Below are 20,882 nucleotides of genomic sequence, written 5' to 3'. Positions count from 1 at the left end.
TTACCTGTTCTCCTCTTCAAACTTCTTCATAAATGCCACCAGAGCTTCTACGCCTTCCATCGGCATTGCATTGTAAATGCTTGCTCTCATACCTCCAACGGTACGATGTCCCTTGAGGTTTTCAAACCCTGCTTCCTGGGATTCTTTTACGAATTTGGCATCCAGTTCTTTGTCACCTGTGACAAACGGAACATTCATCAGTGAACGGTCTTTCTTTTCCACTGTTCCATGAAACATTTCGCTCTGGTCGAGGAAATCATATAAGATCGCTGCTTTTTTCTCGTTGCGTTCCTTCATCGCTTCCAGACCGCCCATCTTCTTCAGCCATTTGAAAACTTTTCCGCAGACATAAATGCAGAAGCAGTTCGGAGTATTGTACAGAGATCCGGCATCTGCATGCGTCTTATAAGTCAGCATGGTCGGGGTACCTGGCAGCACATCTTCTGTAATCAGATCTTCCCGGATGATGGCAATCACCATACCAGCAGGTCCGATATTTTTCTGAACTCCACCATATACCAGTCCATACTTCGTTACATCAATCGGTTCTGATAAGAAACAGGAGGATACATCGGATACCAGAATCTTGCCTTTTGTATTTGGCAGTTCCTTGTATTTTGTGCCGTAAATCGTATTATTCTCGCAGATATATACGTAATCAGCATCTTCACTGACCGGCAGATCGGAACAATCCGGAATATAAGAAAATGTCTTGTCTTCAGATGATGCGATCTTATTAGCCTTTCCGTATTTCTGAGCTTCCTGCCATGCTTTTTTCGCCCACTGTCCAGTGACAATATAATCAGCAACTCTGTTCTTCATCAGGTTCATCGGGATCATCGCAAACTGCTGAGATGCTCCGCCCTGTAAAAACAGCACTTTATAATTGTCCGGAATATGCATCAGCTCACGTAAATCTTTCTCAGCTTCTTTGATGATGTCATCAAACATCTTAGATCGATGGCTCATCTCCATGACTGACATACCGCAGCCTCTGTAGTCCATCATCTCATCTGCTACTTCTTTCAGTACCTCTTCCGGCAATACTGCCGGGCCGGCTGAGAAATTGTAAACTCTGCTCATAATTTTTCCTCCTCATGTTTCTACCAGAAACCTTCATATTTTTATCCACTTTACTCCTTTGTTAACATTTTGTCAACTTGGGTGGATAGATTATTTTTCTTTTTTCAGGTCGTCCTGATCAAATACATCCTCAATCGGAGCTCCTGCCGGAACCATTGGAAATACCTTATCATCCCGATCGATCTGGCAATCCAGTACCACCGGACGTCCCAGAGAGACAGCCTTTTCCAGTGCTTCTTTCAATTCACTTCTCTTGGTAATCCGCATACCGACAGCGCCCAGTGCTTCTGCCAGTTTTACAAAATCTACCGAGTCATTCAGAATCGTAGCCGAATAACGTTCTCCATAGAATAAGTTCTGCCACTGTCTGACCATTCCCAGAACATGGTTATTGATCACTACTTCAATGACAGGAATATTGTATCTTGCCGCAGTAGCCACTTCGTTCATATTCATACGGAAGCAGCCATCTCCGGCGATATTGATAACTGTCTTTTCCGGTCTGCCTACCTTGGCTCCGATGGCAGCGCCAAGACCATAGCCCATGGTTCCAAGACCTCCGGAGGTCAGCAGCTGATGCGGCTCTTTGTATTTATAATACTGTGCAGCCCACATCTGATGCTGTCCCACATCGGTAACGATAATGGCATCCCCATCTGTCACTTTATAGATTTCTTCCATGACTGCCGGTCCTGTTAAGGTTTCCTGTTCATACTTCAGTGGATAGACTTCTTTCAATTCTCTGATTCTTGCAAGCCACTGATCATGAGAAGCTTTTTCTACCATAGGAGTCAGCTTTTTCAGGATTTCTCTTGCATCACCCTGTACGCTGCAGTCTACCATAATATTCTTGTTGATCTCAGCCGGATCAATATCAATGTGAAGAATCTTTGCATTCCTGGCAAATTTAGATGCATTGCCTACTACTCGGTCACTGAAACGCACCCCTACAGCAATCAGAAGATCGCATTCTGTGATGCCCAGATTCGTTGCCTTGGTTCCATGCATTCCTGCCATACCAGTGTATTTTTCATCGATACCATCAAAAGCACCTTTTCCCATCAGTGTATCACCTACCGGTGCCTGAATCTTTTCTACCAGCTCTTTTAATTCTTTATTGGCATCTGAAATCACAGCACCACCACCAACCAGCACAAACGGCTTCCTGGATTCATTGATCAGTCTGGCTGCTTCTTCCAGATCTTCTGTTCGCACATAGTCTGTTTTTCTCTCGATCGGTTCCGGGATCACTGCTTCGTATTCCGTTACTGCTGCGGTCACATCCTTTGGAATATCCACCAGCACAGGTCCTGGACGTCCTTCTTTTGCAATGCGAAATGCATTACGGATGGTGTCTGCCAGATCTTCTACACGCTTTACAATATAGTTATGCTTGGTAATCGGCATGGTAACACCGGTAATATCAATCTCCTGGAAACTGTCTTTTCCCAGAAGAGGCACTCCTACATTTGCTGTAATCGCAACGATTGGGACAGAATCCATATATGCTGTTGCAATTCCGGTTACCAGGTTCGTAGCTCCTGGTCCGGAAGTCGCCAGACATACCCCTACCTTTCCGGTAGCACGGGCATATCCGTCAGCTGCATGAGACGCTCCCTGTTCATGGGAAGTCAGAATATGTGTGATCTCATTGCTGTGCTTGTAAAGTTCATCGTAAATATTTAAGATCGCTCCTCCCGGATAACCGAATACGGTATCTACACCCTGTTCTTTCAGGCATTCTACTACGATCTGTGATCCATTTAATTTCATAAGTACCCCTCCTGATTAAAACTCAAGGATTGCTCCACGGTTGCCGGATGTTACCATCTTTGCATAACGTGCCAGGTATCCGGTTGTAACCTTTGGTTCTCTTGGCTGCCATTTTGCTTTTCTTGCTGCCAGTTCTTCCTCTGATATAACAAAATCCAGTTTATTTTCCGGAATATTGATCTTGATGATATCGCCTTCTTCTACCAGGGCAATCGGTCCGCCCACTGCTGCTTCCGGTGACACATGTCCGATCGAAGCTCCTCTGGAAGCGCCACTGAAACGTCCATCTGTAATCAGTGCTACGGAAGAACCAAGTCCCATACCTGCAATGGCAGATGTAGGATTCAGCATCTCACGCATACCAGGACCGCCCTTTGGTCCTTCGTAACGAATGACTACCACATCACCAGGAACGATCTTTCCTCCTTTGATTGCTGCAATAGCATCTTCTTCACAGTCGAAAACTCTTGCCGGTCCTTCATGTACCAGCATCTCCGGAACCACTGCAGAACGTTTTACCACGCCGGAATCCGGTGCCAGATTACCCTTCAGAACAGCAATTCCTCCTGTCTGGCTGTATGGATTGTCGACAGGACGAATAATTTCCGGATTCAGGTTTTCACATCCGGTAATATTTTCTCCTACGGTCTTACCGGTAACTGTCATCAGATCTGTGTACAGTAAGCCTTTTTTATTTAACTCATTCATAACGGCATATACACCACCTGCTGCATTCAGGTCTTCCATATAAGTCGGGCCTGCCGGTGCCAGATGACACAGGTTCGGTGTCTTTGCACTGATTTCATTTGCAATATCCATATTCAGCTTCACACCTGCTTCATGTGCAATCGCCGGAAGGTGAAGCATGGTATTCGTAGAACAGCCCAGAGCCATATCTACGGTCATGGCATTCATAAATGCCTTTTCTGTCATAATGTCTCTTGGACGGATATTTTTCTTTACCAGCTCCACGATCTGCATACCGGCATGCTTTGCCAGCTTGATTCTCTCAGAATATACAGATGGAATGGTTCCGTTTCCTCTCAGTCCCATACCCAGTGCTTCTGTCAGGCAGTTCATACTGTTGGCTGTGTACATACCAGAACAGGAACCACTGGTTGGACAGGTATTGCATTCGAATTCATAGACATCTTCTTCTGTCATGGTACCTGCCGCATAAGATCCAACAGCCTCAAACATGCTGGAAAGACTTCTCTTCTGTCCCTTCACATGTCCGGCCAGCATCGGACCACCACTTACAAAAATCGTCGGGATATTCAGTCTTGCTGCTGCCATCAGAAGTCCCGGTACGTTTTTATCACAGTTTGGGATGCATACCAGTGCATCAAACTGATGTGCCATCGCCATACATTCTGTAGAATCTGCGATCAGATCTCTGGTTACCAGAGAGTACTTCATTCCCACATGTCCCATGGCAATACCGTCACAGACTGCGATGGCCGGGAACTCTCTTGGCACACCTCCTGCAAGAGCTACGCCCATTTTGACTGCTTCTGTAATCTTATCCAGGTTCATATGTCCTGGTACAATCTCGTTATAGGAATTGACAATACCGATTAATGGTTTTTCCATTTCTTCCTGTGTCAGTCCCAGTGCATTAAACAGGGATCTGTGTGGTGCCTGCTGCATACCTTTTTTTACTGCGTCACTTCTCATGATGATTCCGCCTTTCCCTTTTTCTTTTTTATACTCTCTCTGCGATCAGTCTGCCCATTTCCTTACAGCCTACCTTTGTACATCCTTCTGACATAATGTCTCCGGTACGGTAGCCATCCTTTAATACCTGAGATACTGCCGCTTCAATGGCATCCGCTGCCTCATCCAGGTTCAGAGAAAATCTGAGCATCATGGCTGCTGATAAAATAGTTGCAATTGGGTTCGCAATATCCATACCTGCGATATCCGGTGCAGAACCATGGCTTGGTTCATAAAGGCCAAAACCGGTCTCATTCAGGCTGGCTGAAGATAACATGCCGATAGAGCCCGTAACCATACTGGCTTCATCTGACAGGATATCTCCAAACATATTCTCTGTCAGGATGACGTCAAACTGCTTCGGATCACGCACCAGCTGCATGGCACAATTGTCAACCAGCATATGTTCCAGTGTAACTTCCGGGTAATCCTTTGCCACTTCTTCTACAACACTTCTCCATAAGCGGGAAGAATCCAGAACGTTTGCCTTGTCCACACTGGTCACTTTCTTTCTTCTCTTCATAGCAATATCAAAACCGCGTTTTGCGATTCTGCGAATTTCATTTTCATCGTAAGTCAGGGTATCGATAGCTTTCTTTACCCCTTTCTCTTCTACCGTCTTTCTTTCTCCGAAATACAGACCGCCAGTCAGTTCTCTCATGATCATCATGTCAAACCCGTCACCAATGATCTCATCACGAAGCGGGCAGGCATCTTTTAATTCTCTGTAAAGATAGGCAGGCCTTAAATTAGCGAAAAGATTCAGAGATTTACGAAGCTTTAACAATCCTGCCTCAGGTCTCTTAGATGGCTCCAGTCTGTACCATGGTGATGTCCTTGCATCTCCTCCAATAGAACCCATCAGAACTGCATCGCTGGCTTTTGCCTTTTCAATGGTCTCATCGGTCAGTGGAATCCCATACACGTCAATGGATGCTCCTCCCATCAACAGCTTTGTGTAGTTCAGTTCAAATCCAAACTTCTTTCCCGTTGTGTCCAGTACCTGAATGGCCTGTTCCACAATCTCCGGGCCGATTCCATCTCCCGGAATTACTGCAATGTTGTAGTTCATAATATACACTCCTCCATATAGCAAAAGACACAGCAATGATGCTGTGTCTCTTGCGTTTTTAGTGCTTTTTATTATTCAGCATCTGCTTTCTCTACTTCTGAGATAGCAGCTTTTTTCATTGGAATTCTGCAATTCTTGTTGCTGCCAAACTCAACTATTACATCTTCATCTGTAATGTCAATGACAACACCGTAAAAACCGCTTGTTGTTACTACGCTGTCTCCGACTTCCAGTTCAGAAAGCATCGCATTGAGACGTTTCTGTTCTTTCTTCTGTGGTCTGATTGCAAAAAAGTACATTGCACCGCCAATGACGACTACGTAAACCAGCAGAAGTAACATTCCTCCACCGGAAGATGCCTCAGTTAATAAATTCATGTTAAATTCCTCCATTTTATTTCGCTAAAATTCTCCGTACTGTTAATAATACACAAAAATGATAATATCATCAAGTAGTTTCTTCAAATCCAGCAAGTTTTTTTGCTTTGTACTGTTTATATTCGCCTTTTTCAATTGCTTCCCGAATCTCTTCCATCATATGATTGTAGAAATACAGGTTATGCAGCACGCAAAGTCTCATGCCAAGCATCTCTTTTGCCTTTAACAGATGGCGGATATAGGCACGGCTGTAATGTCGGCAGGCCGGGCACTGGCATCCGTCTTCAATCGGACTGTCATCTAGCTCATATTTTGCATTAAACAGGTTTAATTTTCCATGATTCGTGTAAACATGCCCATGACGACCGTTTCGGCTTGGATAAACACAGTCAAAGAAATCGATTCCTCTGTCTACCCCTTCCAGAATATTAGCCGGCGTGCCTACTCCCATAAGATAAGTTGGTTTGTTCTGTGGAAGATATGGAACTACTGCATCCAGGATCCGGTACATCTCTTCATGGCTCTCGCCTACTGCCAGTCCTCCTACCGCATACCCATCCAGATCCAGTTCTGCGATCTGCTGTGCATGTTCAATACGGATATCTTCGTAGACAGCACCCTGGTTAATGCCGAACAGCATCTGATTCGGATTGATCGTATCTGGCAGGCTGTTCAGCCGGGCCATCTCTGTCTTACATCTCTTCAGCCATCTGGTGGTACGGTCTACCGACTTTCTCACATAATCTCTGTCTGCTACGCTGGACGGACATTCATCAAATGCCATGGCTATTGTAGAAGCCAGATTAGACTGGATCTGCATACTCTCTTCCGGTCCCATAAAAATCTTTCTTCCATCTACATGAGAATGAAAATATACACCTTCCTCTTTGATCTTGCGAAGACCAGCAAGGGAAAACACCTGAAATCCGCCGGAATCTGTGAGAATCGGCTTATCCCAGTTCATGAATTTATGCAGTCCTCCCAGTTGTTTTACTATTTTATCACCCGGTCTGACATGGAGATGGTAGGTATTAGATAATTCCACCTGTGTACCAATCTCCTGCAGGTCTGTGGTAGCCACCGCACCTTTGATGGCCGCTGCCGTACCTACATTCATAAATACCGGAGTCTGAATCGTGCCGTGAACAGTCTCAAAAGAGGCACGCTTGGCTTTTCCGTCTGTTGCTAAAATCTGGTACATAGATATCTGTTCCTTTCTTTGTATGTACTCTATATCATTTCTGTAAACACCAGAATGCAGGCTCCGCATTTGGAGCTTTTAACCTTGACATCATATCATGTTTATAAAAATTTTACAATATCTACAACTTGAACTTCCAGATAATTTGTTGTATACTGTCGCAGATAAACATTTCTAAAATACCATTTAAATAGGTAACTTAATTTTTATGGAGGTTTATTTTTACATGAATGATAAAGTCACAATACATAGATTAGGTATTGACATTGGTTCTACTACTGTTAAGATTGCGGTCCTGGATGAACAGGATCATCTTCTTTTTGCAGACTATGAACGTCATTATGCCAATATTCAGGAGACACTGGCCAGTCTTCTGCAAAAAGCAGAGGAACAGCTTGGTACTTTAACTGTCGCCCCGGTCATCACCGGTTCCGGCGGTCTGGCTCTGGCAAAGAATATGGAAGTTCCGTTTGTGCAGGAAGTCATTGCGGTATCTTCTTCGATTTCTCACTACATTCCTCAGACAGATGTAGCCATCGAGCTGGGCGGCGAGGATGCTAAGATTATTTATTTTGATAACGGTAATATTGAACAGCGTATGAACGGCATCTGTGCAGGTGGTACCGGTTCTTTTATTGACCAGATGGCTTCTCTTCTTCAGACTGATGCATCTGGTCTGAATGAATATGCCAGGGATTACCAGTCTTTATATTCGATCGCAGCCAGATGTGGTGTTTTTGCAAAAAGCGATATTCAGCCACTGATCAATGAAGGTGCAACCAAGGAAGACCTGTCCGCTTCTATTTTCCAGGCAGTTGTCAATCAGACCATCAGTGGTCTGGCCTGCGGAAAGCCGATTCGCGGACATGTTGCTTTCCTTGGTGGTCCACTTCACTTTTTATCCGAACTGAAGGCGGCGTTCATCCGTACTTTGAAGCTGGATGACGAACATGCCATTACACCACAGAATTCTCATCTGTTTGCAGCCATTGGTTCCGCACTAAACAGTAATCTGGAAGCAGTCACCAGTACTGATGCACTGATTACAAAACTTTCAAAGAAAATTAAGCTGGAGTTCGAAGTAGCCCGTCTGGAGCCACTGTTTGCCTCTCAGGAAGATTATGACACCTTTCACGAACGTCAGAGCCAGTACAATGTCATGACCGATGATCTGGCTACCTATGAAGGAAACTGTTTCCTTGGTATCGATGCCGGTTCTACCACAACCAAAGCTGCTCTGGTTGGTGAAGATGGATCTCTCCTGTATTCTTTTTACAGTAACAACAATGGAAGCCCGTTAAAGACAACGATCAAGGCCATCCAGGAGATCTACTCCCTGATGCCTGAAAAGACAAAGATTGTCCGTTCCTGTTCTACCGGATATGGAGAAGCCCTGATCAAGGCAGCCCTGATGCTGGACGAAGGCGAAGTAGAGACTGTATCTCATTATACGGCTGCTGCATTCTTTGATCCGGAAGTAGACTGTATCCTGGATATCGGCGGTCAGGATATGAAGTGTATCAAAATTAAGAATCAGACCGTAGACAGCGTACAGCTGAACGAGGCTTGTTCCTCCGGCTGTGGTTCTTTCATTGAGACCTTCGCCAAATCTCTGAATTACAGTGTCAGCGATTTTGCAAAAGAAGCTCTGTTTGCCCAGCATCCAATTGATCTTGGAACCAGATGTACCGTATTCATGAATTCCAAAGTCAAGCAGGCTCAGAAAGAAGGGGCTTCTGTAGCAGATATTTCTGCCGGTCTGGCTTACTCTGTTATTAAAAATGCATTGTATAAAGTAATTAAAGTATCCGATGCTTCTTCCCTTGGAAAACACATTGTCGTACAGGGTGGAACTTTCTATAATGATGCCGTCCTGCGCAGCTTTGAACGTATTGCCGGCTGTGAAGCAATCCGACCGGATATTGCAGGTATCATGGGTGCTTTTGGTGCGGCTCTGATTGCCCGGAACCGTTATCATGGTGAAGAGACCACTATGCTGACCATTGACCAGATCAATGAGCTGACTTTCACTACCAAGATGGCCAAATGTAAGGGCTGTACCAATCAGTGTCGTCTGACCATTAACCGTTTCTCAGGCGGTCGTCAGTTCGTCAGTGGCAACCGTTGTGAACGTGGGCTCGGAAAGGCCAAAAAGAACTCTGATATCCCGAACTTATTCGAATTTAAGAATCAGCTGCTTTTTTCCTATGAGCCGTTAGCTGAAGAACAGGCAGCCCGTGGTACCGTTGGTATTCCACGTGTACTGAATATGTATGAGAATTATCCGTTCTGGTTCCAGTTCTTTACCAGACTGGGATACAGGGTGGTACTCTCTCCTGCATCCACCAGAAAGATTTACGAACTGGGTATTGAATCCATCCCAAGTGAATCTGAATGTTATCCGGCCAAGCTGGCTCACGGACATATTGAATGGCTGATTCAGCAAGGTATTCATTTTATTTTCTACCCTGCGATTCCATATGAGCGAAATGAATTCCCGGATTCCAATAACCATTACAACTGCCCGATCGTTACCTCTTATTCTGAAAATATCAAGAATAACGTGGAAGAGCTGCGCAGTGAACACATTGATTTCCGCAATCCATTTATGGCATTTACCAGCGTAGATACGGTAACTTCTCAGCTGATCAAAGCCTTCCCGGAAATTCCGGCTTCCGAAGTAAAAGAAGCTGCAAAACTGGGATGGGCGGAACTGACCAGGATCCGTGAGACCATGTACAAAAAAGGCGAAGAAACCATTGCATGGTTGAAAGAACATGGCAAACACGGTATCGTTCTTGCAGGTCGTCCGTATCACATTGATAACGAGATCAACCATGGTATTCCGGAACTGATTACTTCTTATGGCATTGCAGTATTGACAGAAGACTCTGTCTCTCATCTGCATCAGCCGGAACGTCCGCTGATTGTCAGTGACCAGTGGATGTATCACAGCCGTCTGTATGCAGCTGCCAATTACGTAAAAACTGTAGATTTTCTGGATCTGATCCAGCTGAATTCTTTCGGATGTGGTCTGGATGCCGTTACTACAGATCAGGTAAATGATATCCTGTCTGGATCCGGCAAGATCTATACCTGTCTGAAGATTGATGAAGTCAACAACCTGGGAGCCGCCCGTATCCGCGTCCGTTCCCTGATTGCAGCGATCCGGGCGAAGAAAGAGCAGAACGAAGAACGCAGGATCATACCATCCAGCATTGAAAAGGCTGTTTTCACACCAGAGATGCGTAAAAACTATACGATTCTTTGTCCGCAGATGTCCCCGATTCATTTTGATCTTCTGGTTCCTGCTTTTAAGACCTGTGGATACAATATTGAACTGTTACATAACGATGGCCGGGAAGCCGTAGATGTGGGATTGAAATATGTAAATAACGATGCCTGCTATCCATCTCTGATGGTGGTCGGCCAGGTGATGGATGCTGTGTTATCTGGAAAATATGATTTATCCAGAACTGCCATTATCATGACCCAGACTGGCGGCGGCTGCCGTGCTACCAACTATATTGGCTTTATCCGCCGTGCCCTGGAAAAAGCCGGACATCCTGAAATTCCGGTAATTTCCCTGAATGTCAGTGGACTGGAAAAACAGCCAGGTTTCCAGATCACACTTCCACTGCTGACCAAGGCGATGTATGGTGTTGTCTTTGGTGATATCTTTATGCGTTGTCTTTACCGTATGCGCCCTTATGAGGCCACTCCTGGTTCTGCCAATGCCATGCATGAAAAATGGAAAAAGAAATGTATTGAATTCCTGTGCCTGAAGAATCCGACTTATTTTGGTTTTACCAAACTCTGTCGCGAGATTATCGAGGACTTTGATCAATTGCCGATTCTGGATATTCAGAAGCCACGTGTTGGTATTGTAGGTGAGATCCTGGTAAAATTCATGCCAGCTGCTAACAATTATCTGGTAGAACTTCTGGAATCTGAGGGTGCTGAGGCAGTCGTACCGGATCTGCTGGACTTCCTGTTCTACTGCTTCTATAATTCCAACTTCAAGGCAAAGGAACTGGGTATGAGTAAGCGTACTGCTTTTCTGTGTAATTCAGGAATCAAGTTCCTGGAATTTATCCGCAGTACTTCCAGAAAAGAGTTTGCAAAGAGCAGGCATTTCTCTGCTCCTGCAGATATCCGGGAGCTGGCAGAATATGCTAAACCGATTGTATCCCTTGGAAATCAGACTGGCGAGGGATGGTTCCTGACCGGCGAAATGATGGAACTGATTCACGAAGGAGTCAACAATATTGTCTGCACACAGCCATTCGGCTGTCTGCCAAACCATGTAGTAGGCAAGGGTGTCATCAAAGAAATCCGCAGACAGTATCCTCTGGCCAATATTGTAGCAATCGACTATGATCCGGGAGCCAGCGAAGTCAACCAGCTGAACCGTATCAAACTGATGCTAAGTACTGCACAAAAAAATCTGAAGAAATAAAAATCCCAAAAGCAGTGATTCCATGTAGATATACATGGAACACTACTTTTCAAAAATAAGGAGTATCGCTCTATAACTGTCTGATCAGTTGTAAAGTAATACTCCTTATCTTCTTTTTATTCTGTCTGCGTCTCCTACTCTGATGTATCTAAGATTCCCCGCAGTTCTTCAATCATTTCTTCGTCTTTCAGTCGGAATTTTACTTCCACACGACGGGATGCTTCTGCATTTTCATTTCCATCTGCATCCAGCACCAGATTGCTGCTGGAGTGCCCGTTGACGGTCAGATTCTGACGCAGAAGCGCCTGATTGTCCTCTGAAAGGAAGTTCTGAGATAATTCCAGCAGATACTCTGCTACCGCCAGAGAACGTCTCTGGGACAGTTCCAGATTGTATTCATATCCTCCTGAGCTGTCTGTATAACCATCAATGATAATCTCTGCCAGATAAGAATAATACTGTGGATCCAGCAATACATTACAGTAAATTGGCAATACCTGCGCCAATACCTCTTTTCCTGCATCTGACAGTTCGGTCTCATCATAGTCAAACAAAACACTGGAATCCATAACCAGGGCACCATTGTTGGCATCAATCTCTACCGTCATATTATTGGCTGCAAATTCTTTTTTCAATGCTTCTATCACATCTGCCTTTACCCCGATAATATTATCAATACGCTGCTGTTGCTGGGCCAGCTGTGTAGTTTTTTCATTCAGAGCATTCTGCTGATCGTTTAACGTCACACTCTGGGCATCCAGCTTTTTCTGCTGATCTGCCAGCTGGGCGGCCAGATCATCCAGCTGCTGCTTCTGTGCTGCCAGCAGTTCATCCTGACTGGCCAGCTGATTCTGCTGGTCAGAGAGCTGGTTCTGCTGATCTTCTACCACACCCTGCTGCTCCATGATCTGCTTCGTATACTCATCTTGCAGCACCAGCTTTTCCTGCTGTTCTTTGATACTATTCTCATAATTGATCTGGGACTGAAAAAGTGTCACACACATAATCAGCACAAATAACAGCAGAATTCCGGCCATCATATCAGAATAAGAACGCCAGACATTGTGACCGGTCGTCTCTTTTTCTCTTCTTTTACGCATTTCATCCTCCTGCTAATATTTATCCAAAGAAGATTCCTTTTCCTTTTTTCCCGCTGCGATTATTTTCTTTCATATACTGCACCATCGTTTCCAGCAGTTCTTCCTGTCGGCTTCCCTGCTCTTCCAGGGTCTTCTGAATCTGCATCAGCATATCACGGTTACTGTTGTTGATGGCCATATTACGAATGTTGGTTCGATGGGTCTCATCTGGCGAAGTCACAATATTGTACAGGAGATTTTGTACCTGTTCCATCGTCTGTGCTGTCAGCTTCTGATACTGTACAAATTCCTGCATACGCTCATTGTAGCTCTGTACCACCCGTTCGTTTGCCTCATAAAGGCTGGCATTATGCTGGCTGGCTGCAGCAAATCCTTCCACACTGGCACCTGCTGCACTGACATACTGCTGCATTGCCTGGTTGCAGGCTACCCAGAACTTGGCTGAACTCTGCTCTGCATCCTGCAGATATGTCATAATCTGACGGTAATTGTGATCCAATACCTCACCATATTTCTGGTTGTTATCGATGGTCTGCTGTGCAGAAGTCATATATTCTTTTTGCATTGCGCCCATCTCACGCACCAGATTCTGCATCTGATCCCGTTCTGCGGAAAATGCGCTGTGAAGATCTGTCTCAGTTGCCTTATAAAGCTCCCTGGTAGCCTCGGTCATCTCTTTCTGTGCCTGGGTCATGCTTTCCAGTGCCTGATTGAAGTCATCAAATTCCATCTGGAAATTCTCCCGCATATTTGACAGGAAATCATTCAGCAGTCCCTTCAGCATCTCCTCCTGACCTTTTGCCATAGTTTCCGTCAGAATATCCATGGACTGATTCATTTTTCGAAAAGATGGCGTAATGACTTTTTCAAAGCTGTTCGCCAGATGCTCTGAGAACTGCTCTGACATCTTCTGGATGGCTTTTGTCTGCTCTTCCTGATAATTAACCATAATATTACGAGTCTCTGCCTCCGCAGAAGGAATCACCGTATTATGAAAATGATCCATGAACTCTGCCAGACGATCCATCAGAGACCCATAGGCAGATTTTAAGGCATAACTGAAGACCAGTGACAGAGACAGTCCATAAATCGAGGTCAAAAATGCCACCTTGATTCCATCCACAAGAGAAGATACAGAAGCTGTCATTGCCTCATAATTGGATGGCTCAAAGTCTTTCAATCCCACTACCAGTCCGATAAAAGTGCCAAGAATACCCAAACTGGTCAGGATATCCGGGATCAGATCCAGCATTTTTTTACTGATCAGTCCGTCCACTACATCCTCATTGATGTAATCTTCTATGTCCGCCAGCCCACTCTGACTCTTTTTTACAAATTTACGAAATTCAGTATAACGGCTATCCAGCTGTGATTCTCCAAACAGATCCTCTGGAAGAGTTCCTTCCTCTTCGCCGGTTGCCACATCCAGTGATTCAAAGGTATGTTCTATCTCATCAGATGCTTTCCGAAATGCATTCTCATACCGGTTCATTTTTCCAAATCCGGTGAGCATGCCAAACAGATATATGAGAATCATGATTCCAAGGAATACAAAGTTATAGATCAGTGTGGTAGAGATACCGCCGCTGACAAACCAGGTAAACCCAATACTGATTCCCACTACCAGGACAAACAGAATTTTATCTGCAATCTTATGTCCCATGTTGTTTCCTCCCTGCTCTATATATTTTCAATCTGCCAGTCTATTTCTTTTAATCCATGCTCTTTCAGGTATTTATTCGTGCGACTGAAAGGTCTGCTGCCAAAAAATCCCCGATACGCCGACAATGGGCTTGGATGTGGCGATTCTATGATCAGATGATTCGGGTTCGTCAGCATGGACTTTTTCATCTGTGCCGGTCTTCCCCAGAGAATGAAGACCATCGGTCTGTCCTGTTCATTCAATACCCGGATTGCCGCATCCGTAAATTCTTCCCATCCGATACCCCGGTGTGAATTAGCCTGATGGGCACGTACAGTCAGTACCGTGTTCAGAAGCAGTACGCCCTGCTTTGCCCACTTAGTCAGATAACCATTGTTCGGGATCTCACATCCACAGTCATCCTGCAGTTCTTTATAGATATTGACCAGTGACGGTGGGATCTCTACATCCGGTTTTACCGAGAAGCAAAGTCCATGAGCCTGTCCTTCTCCGTGATAAGGATCCTGCCCCAGAATGACTACTTTTACCTCATGTAACGGTGTCAACGCAAATGCATTAAAAATGTCATCTGCCGGTGGAAAAATCTGATGTGTCCGATATTCCTCATTCACCGTCTGATATAGTTTTTTATAATATGGTTTGGAAAACTCCGGCTTCAGAGGTTCCAGCCAGTCATTTGCTATTGCTGCCATCTTCTTTTCCTCACAATCTCACTGAAAGCCCTTTTTCTTTCAGGTACTCTTTTAATTCTCTGATCTCCAGTTCCTTGTAATGGAACAGGGATGCGGCCAGTGCTGCATCTGCCTTTCCCTCGGTCAGTGCTTCATAAAAGTGTTCCTTTGTTCCTGCTCCTCCGGATGCAATCACCGGTACAGACACCGCTTCTGCAATTGATCTGGTCAGTTCTATATCGTATCCTGCTTTGGTGCCATCACAGTCCATGCTGGTCAGAAGAATCTCTCCTGCACCCATACGGCAGACCTTTTCTGCCCATTCTACGGCATCGATTCCCACATCCACTCTTCCACCATTTTTATAAATGTTCCATCCACTGCCATCTGCCCGTTTCCTGGCATCAATTGCCACTACTACACACTGGCTTCCAAACTTGTCAGCTGCTTCACTGATCAGTTCAGGCCGGTTAATCGCCGATGAATTAATCGATATCTTATCGGCTCCTTCCCGCAGCAATACCTTGAAGTCCTCCACAGTTCGGATTCCTCCACCTACGGTAAATGGAATAAATACGTTTTCTGCTACTCTGCGCACCATGTCTACCACAGTCTTTCGTGCATCCGAAGATGCCGTAATATCCAGAAATACTATCTCATCTGCGCCAGCCTTGTCATAAGCCGCTGCAATCTCCACCGGGTCTCCGGCATCTCTGAGATTGACAAAATTCACACCTTTTACTACCCGGCCATTATGTACATCCAGACATGGTATGATTCTTTTTGTAAACATTCTAGTTCTCCTCTATTTCTGCAAAATTCTTCAAAATCTGTAAACCTGTCTCACTGCTCTTCTCCGGATGGAACTGGCAGGCAAATACATTGCCTTTTTCTACTGATGCGTGAATGTGCACGCCATATTCTGTAGAGGCCTTTACAATCTCCGGATCCTGCGCCTCCAGATAATAGGAATGTACGAAATAGACATAGCTGTTCTCCGGAATATTCTGAAATAATCTTCCATTATGTTCCAGATGAAGGGAATTCCATCCGATATGCGGCACCTTCAGTCCGTCTTCGTCCGGAATTCTTTTGATCTTTCCTTTTAATATGCCAAGCCCTTCTACTCCAGGGCTTTCTTCGCTTTCTTCAAACAAAAGCTGCAGTCCCAGACAGATGCCAAGAAATGGCTTCCCACTGTCAGCAATCTCATGAATCAATGTATCCAGATGATACTCTTTTAACTTTGCCATGGCATCTCCAAATGCTCCCACACCTGGAAGAATCACCTTGTCCACCTGCCTCAGCTGCTTCGGATCTCTGGTCACAATGACCTCTTTTCCCAGATAATGTAATGCCTTTTCCACGCTCTTCAGGTTGCCGGCATCATAGTCGATAATTCCAATCATAATTATTTTTCTCCTCTGTAACAAAATACCCCAAATGCATTATTTATCATAACACATTCGGGGTTTCTTGTCGATATCATACCCGGCGATTATACTCTTGAGTATCCATAACTGTTCACGATCGCATCCAGTTTTTCCTTCTTTGCGCACATCGGACATTCTGTCGCATGCCATGTCTGGTACTGTGGAATATCAGCTGGTGAAAACAGGGAATTGATCTTGATTCCATCTATCTCATCAGTAGCACTGAATAATGCTGCTGCACCTTCCATAATACCACCATAGTAACGGATACATTCTACTGCACGTTTTACTGTAATACCGGTAGTGGCTGTTGCCAGAACCAGCAGTACATGCTTATTGGCAATCATGGCCTGCATATTATCACGGAAGATCAGCTGACCACCAGTATGAATCTCCGGTGATGCAATATACATGGTATTATGTGTATTCAATGAGCGGATTCCGTTCTGGCTCAGTTCTTCTGCCAGATAAGCTCCGATGATCTCACATCCATCCATGCAGACAATAGTATCAATATAAGTACTGTTCTTATAATTCTGTGCCAGGATCTTTGCTGCATTCTCTGCTTCACTTTTTCTTGATTTTAAAAATGTCATATCTACATAATAATTGATATGTGAATGTGTCGTGGCAAAATGGCCAGGTATTACACGTAACACCACATTGCTGTTTACTTTCGACGGTATTCTGATCACTCTTGATTCCATATGCCGGCCTCCTAACATAATTTATAGTCAGATTATATCACATTCTCATTATTATTCAATTATTTTTGTATATATTTTATAAAGTATTCAGGAATTTTACCGGATTTTCGTCATAGCAAATACTTCTATTCTGTATTTCTTCCGGAACTTGTGCAAGTTTACTATGTATGCGGATCATCGATGATTTCTGATTATACAGAACTGTACGTTCAAACGGCATACGGATTACCGAAGGATACGCCATACCCACGCCAAGCTCCAGAATGCACAGCTTCTTTCCAATCGTCGATGTCAGCCAATTCCTATAATACTGCCACTGAGAAAGATAACAAGATTCATCATAGTCTTCATTAGTAACCACATTCCCACTACGGTCACTGCCACAGGGAGCCACTACAAAAAAGCTGTTCACTCCGGCATCATACACCAGATCATCGGTATTGACAGTCACCAGAAACCATGGTTTTCTCTTCACCAGATCCATGACTTTCTGATAGGCCTGCAAGATCTCTTCCTTTGTGTTCTTCCCTTTCTTTTCTGTGAATTCATCTCCTACCCCGATCAGCACCATGTCAGACTGCTGAATCTTTTCCGCTATCTGTTCAATTGGTTTCATATTCTCCTCCACGCTCTGCACTGTCCAGTTCAAACCAGAACACAACGCCTTCTTTTCGATTATAGACGCCATATTTCTGGTGGTGGGAATCCATAATTGCTTTCACAATTGACAATCCAATTCCACTGCCTCCATATTCTCTGGTTCTTGCCTTATCGACTTTATAGAATTTGATCCATACCTTATCAAGTGAATCATCCGGTATCGGCTGACCGGTGTTGAAGACACTGACCCGTATCTTCTCATCCTGATGCAGCACAGTTACTTCAATCTGTTTTTCTCCATCTACATGATTGATAGCATTACTGATATAGTTAGTCACTACTTCCTCAAGCTTAAACTCATCGCCCCACACATACAAAGGCTGCTTTTGATCAAAGCTGATGGTCGCCCCCTTTTGCTCTGCCAGAAGAGTGGATGACTGAATCACTCCGTTGATCAGTTCTGTCAGATCAAAACGCTGGATATTCACCACATCATTTCCAAATTCCAGCTGATTCAGACTAAGCAGCTTTTTCACCATATTGTTCATCTTGGCTGCTTCATCGATAATGACTTCACAATAAAATTCTCTGCTTTCCGCATCATCGTTGATGCAGTCCTGCAGACCTTCCGCATAGCCCTGGATCAGAGCAATTGGTGTCTTCAGTTCATGGGATACATTGGATAAAAATTCCTTTCGCATCTCATCAATCTGAATCTTCTGATTCAGGTCTGTCTGAAGCTCATTATTTGCTGTCTTAAGCTCTGAAATCGTCTTTTCCAGTGTCTCAGACATATGGTTGAAATTCTCGCCCAGCTGTCCGATCTCATTCTTTCCACCGCTGACATATTTGGCATCAAACTCCAGATTTGCCATACGCCTGGAAAGTGCAGTCAGTTCACTAAGCGGTTCTGTGATCTTCTTTGACATCCACCAGATCATGGCTACCGCCACCAGAATTCCCAAAAGCAGCGTGTATGCCACAAACCGGTTGGAAATCTTGACATTATCCTTGATCGACTGAATCGGAATCCGCATCAGGAAATAGCATCCTGATGACAGTTTACCCCAGGCTTCCAGATATTCGATTTTCTCAAAGGAATCTTCGCATTGCTGAATCGTATAATTGTCTGTGGATACCAGTACTTCCTGATGATCATTTTCCATACTGAATCCAAACAGATATCCTTCCACACGCCCCCGCATGATTCGGTTATCCCTGGACTGATAAACCGCTACAAAAGAGCCATCCTCCTCCGGTGACAGTATGGTCATCTCCACGTTATTCGTTCCGCTGATCTGTTGAAATTCATCATCAAATTCACTGCTCTTGAATTCTGATGCATCACCGATCTCATCCAGTTGTTCGTAAATATCAATCAATGCACGCTCTTTCTGATAAATGTAATATTTTTCCAGAAAAAAGTTATTAATCAGGAAATTGGCACCAAGGATCAGGGCCATCAGCGAAATAAATGATACTGCCAGCTGTGTTTTTATGGAATGCTTCATCTTATGACACCTCGAACTTATAGCCCATTCCCCAGATGGTCTTAATATAGTCGCCTTCCTTGCCCAGCTTGCTTCTCAGCTTCTTCACATGGGTATCAATGGTTCTGGCATCCCCAAAATAATCATAGTTCCATACACTGTTCAGGATCTTTTCTCTGGAAAGAGCCAGTCCCTGATTATCCATAAAATAATTCAGAAGTTCAAATTCCTTAAAACTCAGTTCCACAGGTTTGCCTTCAACAGTTACCTCATGTGCTGACTTGTTCAGCGTAATCTCTCCTGCGGTAATGATACTGTCATCATTCAGCAGATTACTTCTTCTTAAAATCGCCTCTACGCGGGCTACCAGAATCTTTGGGCTGAATGGTTTGGAAATATATTCATCTACGCCAAGATCAAATCCCAGCAGTTCGTCTCTCTCATCTGACTTCGCCGTCAGCATGATGATTGGCACGTCCGATAATTCACGTATCTCGCGGCACACCTGCCATCCATCCATCTTCGGCATCATTACATCCAGAATAATCAGTGAAATATCTTTTGTACTAAAAAAAATATCCACTGCCTGTGCCCCATCTTCTGCCTCTAATACAATAAAATCCTTTTTTACCAGAAAGTCTCTGACCAGCTTTCTCATTCTGCTTTCATCATCTACTACCAGTATTTTCAGCTTTTCCATAAGTCCTCCCATATGTCTGTATTATTTCATCAGGGAACATCCCTTCCAGAATCTTTTTACTACTATAGCGAAAAATTATGTCTGTTTTGTGAAATACATTTCTCAATCTTTTAACTTTCTTTCTGATTAATCAGATACTTTGTATACTCCTGAATCACCAGACAGGTTCCCACATCGTAATGCACCCCGTCTGAGGTTCCATATCCATTTTCCTGCAGATAGGAACAGACATCCAGATACTGCTCTGGAAAGGACTGCTGCAACACGTTATTAAAAGATATGACCATGTCACTGTTGATAAAATAACCGCAGGAAGACGCCATAGCATCGTTCACCGGATTCACCGACATGAACCAGAATCTGGTATCCGGATAAGCATCCACCAGATACTGATATTCTGAAATGTAACTGCCAATATTGGCCACATCATTAATTCCAAAACACAGGATCACATCTGCATCCGGCCATGCATTCATCTGATCCAGCATCTGATAAACGCCCTCAGATACAAACCAGTCATAACCAATGCTCTCTTTTCCTACATAACTGTAGCCACCTGCCATCGACATACCAACCACTCTGGAATCTCCCACAAAAATCATCTGAGATACTTCGTGATGTTGCTGTGCCTCCAGTTCCTTCCACTCCTTATGAATCTCCTCAATCGTATGGCGAAAAATATTCAGACCCAGATAAGGATTATCCTGTTCTTCTACAATAAACAAAAAACGCTCCAGATCAAAGGGAATCTGCGTTTTCTCTGCCGGATCAGTCTCCTGTGCATGAACATCAAAAAAAGCCATGCTTCCCAAAATCAATAACAAGCTCAGAAAAAAA

Annotated in this window: 17 protein-coding genes; 1 reads left to right on the top strand and 16 read right to left on the bottom strand. The window is 44.3% G+C overall.

Going from position 1 to position 20,882, the window contains the following annotated elements; genetic code table 11:
* The 6 genes from serC to tgt all read right to left on the bottom strand — a co-directional run bounded on the left by serC (nucleotide 1) and on the right by tgt (nucleotide 7,222).
* Nucleotides 1-1,083: a 3-phosphoserine/phosphohydroxythreonine transaminase gene (gene serC / locus OCV47_RS00290; protein WP_256296106.1), complete on the bottom strand. Its 1,083-nt coding sequence runs from the start codon at nucleotides 1,081-1,083 to the stop codon at nucleotides 1-3.
* Between the two features lie 90 nt (nucleotides 1,084-1,173).
* Nucleotides 1,174-2,856, bottom strand: a complete 1,683-nt coding sequence (gene ilvB, locus OCV47_RS00285) for a biosynthetic-type acetolactate synthase large subunit (protein ID WP_262652966.1) — start codon at nucleotides 2,854-2,856, stop codon at nucleotides 1,174-1,176.
* 15 nt (nucleotides 2,857-2,871) lie between these two features.
* Entirely contained in the window at nucleotides 2,872-4,533 is a 1,662-nt protein-coding gene (gene ilvD / locus OCV47_RS00280) for a dihydroxy-acid dehydratase (RefSeq protein ID WP_262652964.1), read from the bottom strand.
* Between the two features lie 28 nt (nucleotides 4,534-4,561).
* Complete coding sequence (gene leuB, locus OCV47_RS00275) at nucleotides 4,562-5,644, bottom strand: 3-isopropylmalate dehydrogenase (RefSeq protein WP_262652962.1); 1,083 nt, start codon at nucleotides 5,642-5,644, stop codon at nucleotides 4,562-4,564.
* A 71-nt stretch (nucleotides 5,645-5,715) separates the two neighbouring features.
* Entirely contained in the window at nucleotides 5,716-6,021 is a 306-nt protein-coding gene (gene yajC, locus OCV47_RS00270) for a preprotein translocase subunit YajC (protein ID WP_117448715.1), read from the bottom strand.
* 70 nt (nucleotides 6,022-6,091) lie between these two features.
* Nucleotides 6,092-7,222, bottom strand: coding sequence for a tRNA guanosine(34) transglycosylase Tgt (gene tgt, locus OCV47_RS00265; RefSeq protein WP_262652960.1), 1,131 nt, complete (start codon nucleotides 7,220-7,222; stop codon nucleotides 6,092-6,094).
* Nucleotides 7,223-7,448: 226 nt separating this feature from the next.
* Here tgt and OCV47_RS00260 point away from each other — a divergent pair, with 226 nt between their 5' ends.
* The gene (locus tag OCV47_RS00260) at nucleotides 7,449-11,681 is read left to right on the top strand and encodes a 2-hydroxyacyl-CoA dehydratase (protein WP_262652959.1); all 4,233 of its coding nucleotides are present in this window, start codon (nucleotides 7,449-7,451) and stop codon (nucleotides 11,679-11,681) included.
* A gap of 134 nt (nucleotides 11,682-11,815) precedes the next feature.
* On the opposite strand, the gene OCV47_RS00255 is transcribed toward OCV47_RS00260, so the two are convergent.
* From OCV47_RS00255 to OCV47_RS00210, 10 genes are all read right to left on the bottom strand, one after another.
* Nucleotides 11,816-12,781 (bottom strand): OmpA family protein, encoded by a 966-nt coding sequence (locus tag OCV47_RS00255; RefSeq protein ID WP_117448716.1) that lies wholly within the window; start codon nucleotides 12,779-12,781, stop codon nucleotides 11,816-11,818.
* Nucleotides 12,782-12,800: 19 nt separating this feature from the next.
* Complete coding sequence (locus OCV47_RS00250; protein WP_262652958.1) at nucleotides 12,801-14,444, bottom strand: MotA/TolQ/ExbB proton channel family protein; 1,644 nt, start codon at nucleotides 14,442-14,444, stop codon at nucleotides 12,801-12,803.
* A 17-nt stretch (nucleotides 14,445-14,461) separates the two neighbouring features.
* The gene (locus tag OCV47_RS00245; RefSeq protein ID WP_117448719.1) at nucleotides 14,462-15,136 is read right to left on the bottom strand and encodes a uracil-DNA glycosylase; all 675 of its coding nucleotides are present in this window, start codon (nucleotides 15,134-15,136) and stop codon (nucleotides 14,462-14,464) included.
* 10 nt (nucleotides 15,137-15,146) lie between these two features.
* Nucleotides 15,147-15,908, bottom strand: a complete 762-nt coding sequence (gene hisF, locus OCV47_RS00240) for an imidazole glycerol phosphate synthase subunit HisF (protein ID WP_262652955.1) — start codon at nucleotides 15,906-15,908, stop codon at nucleotides 15,147-15,149.
* A gap of 1 nt (nucleotide 15,909) precedes the next feature.
* Nucleotides 15,910-16,524, bottom strand: a complete 615-nt coding sequence (gene hisH, locus OCV47_RS00235) for an imidazole glycerol phosphate synthase subunit HisH (protein WP_262652953.1) — start codon at nucleotides 16,522-16,524, stop codon at nucleotides 15,910-15,912.
* 89 nt (nucleotides 16,525-16,613) lie between these two features.
* Nucleotides 16,614-17,255 (bottom strand): type I phosphoribosyltransferase, encoded by a 642-nt coding sequence (locus OCV47_RS00230; protein WP_117449293.1) that lies wholly within the window; start codon nucleotides 17,253-17,255, stop codon nucleotides 16,614-16,616.
* 76 nt (nucleotides 17,256-17,331) lie between these two features.
* On the bottom strand, nucleotides 17,332-17,871 hold the full coding sequence (locus OCV47_RS00225) for a hypothetical protein (RefSeq protein WP_262652951.1): 540 nt from the start codon (nucleotides 17,869-17,871) through the stop codon (nucleotides 17,332-17,334).
* Nucleotides 17,858-19,366 (bottom strand): sensor histidine kinase, encoded by a 1,509-nt coding sequence (locus OCV47_RS00220; RefSeq protein ID WP_262652949.1) that lies wholly within the window; start codon nucleotides 19,364-19,366, stop codon nucleotides 17,858-17,860. The genes OCV47_RS00225 and OCV47_RS00220 overlap by 14 nt, the downstream gene beginning before the upstream one ends.
* Before the next feature lies 1 nt (nucleotide 19,367).
* Nucleotides 19,368-20,045: a response regulator transcription factor gene (locus tag OCV47_RS00215; RefSeq protein ID WP_117449290.1), complete on the bottom strand. Its 678-nt coding sequence runs from the start codon at nucleotides 20,043-20,045 to the stop codon at nucleotides 19,368-19,370.
* Nucleotides 20,046-20,155: 110 nt separating this feature from the next.
* A complete protein-coding gene (locus tag OCV47_RS00210; protein ID WP_262652948.1) occupies nucleotides 20,156-20,848 on the bottom strand; it encodes an SGNH/GDSL hydrolase family protein in 693 nt (230 codons plus the stop codon).
* Nucleotides 20,849-20,882: the final 34 nt, after the last annotated feature.

The organism is Muricoprocola aceti, assembly GCF_025567005.1.
Classification (GTDB): Bacteria; Bacillota; Clostridia; order Lachnospirales; family Lachnospiraceae; genus Marvinbryantia; species Marvinbryantia aceti.
Note: the sequence above shows the minus strand (reverse complement) of the source record. Positions and strands in the feature narration are given on the sequence as shown.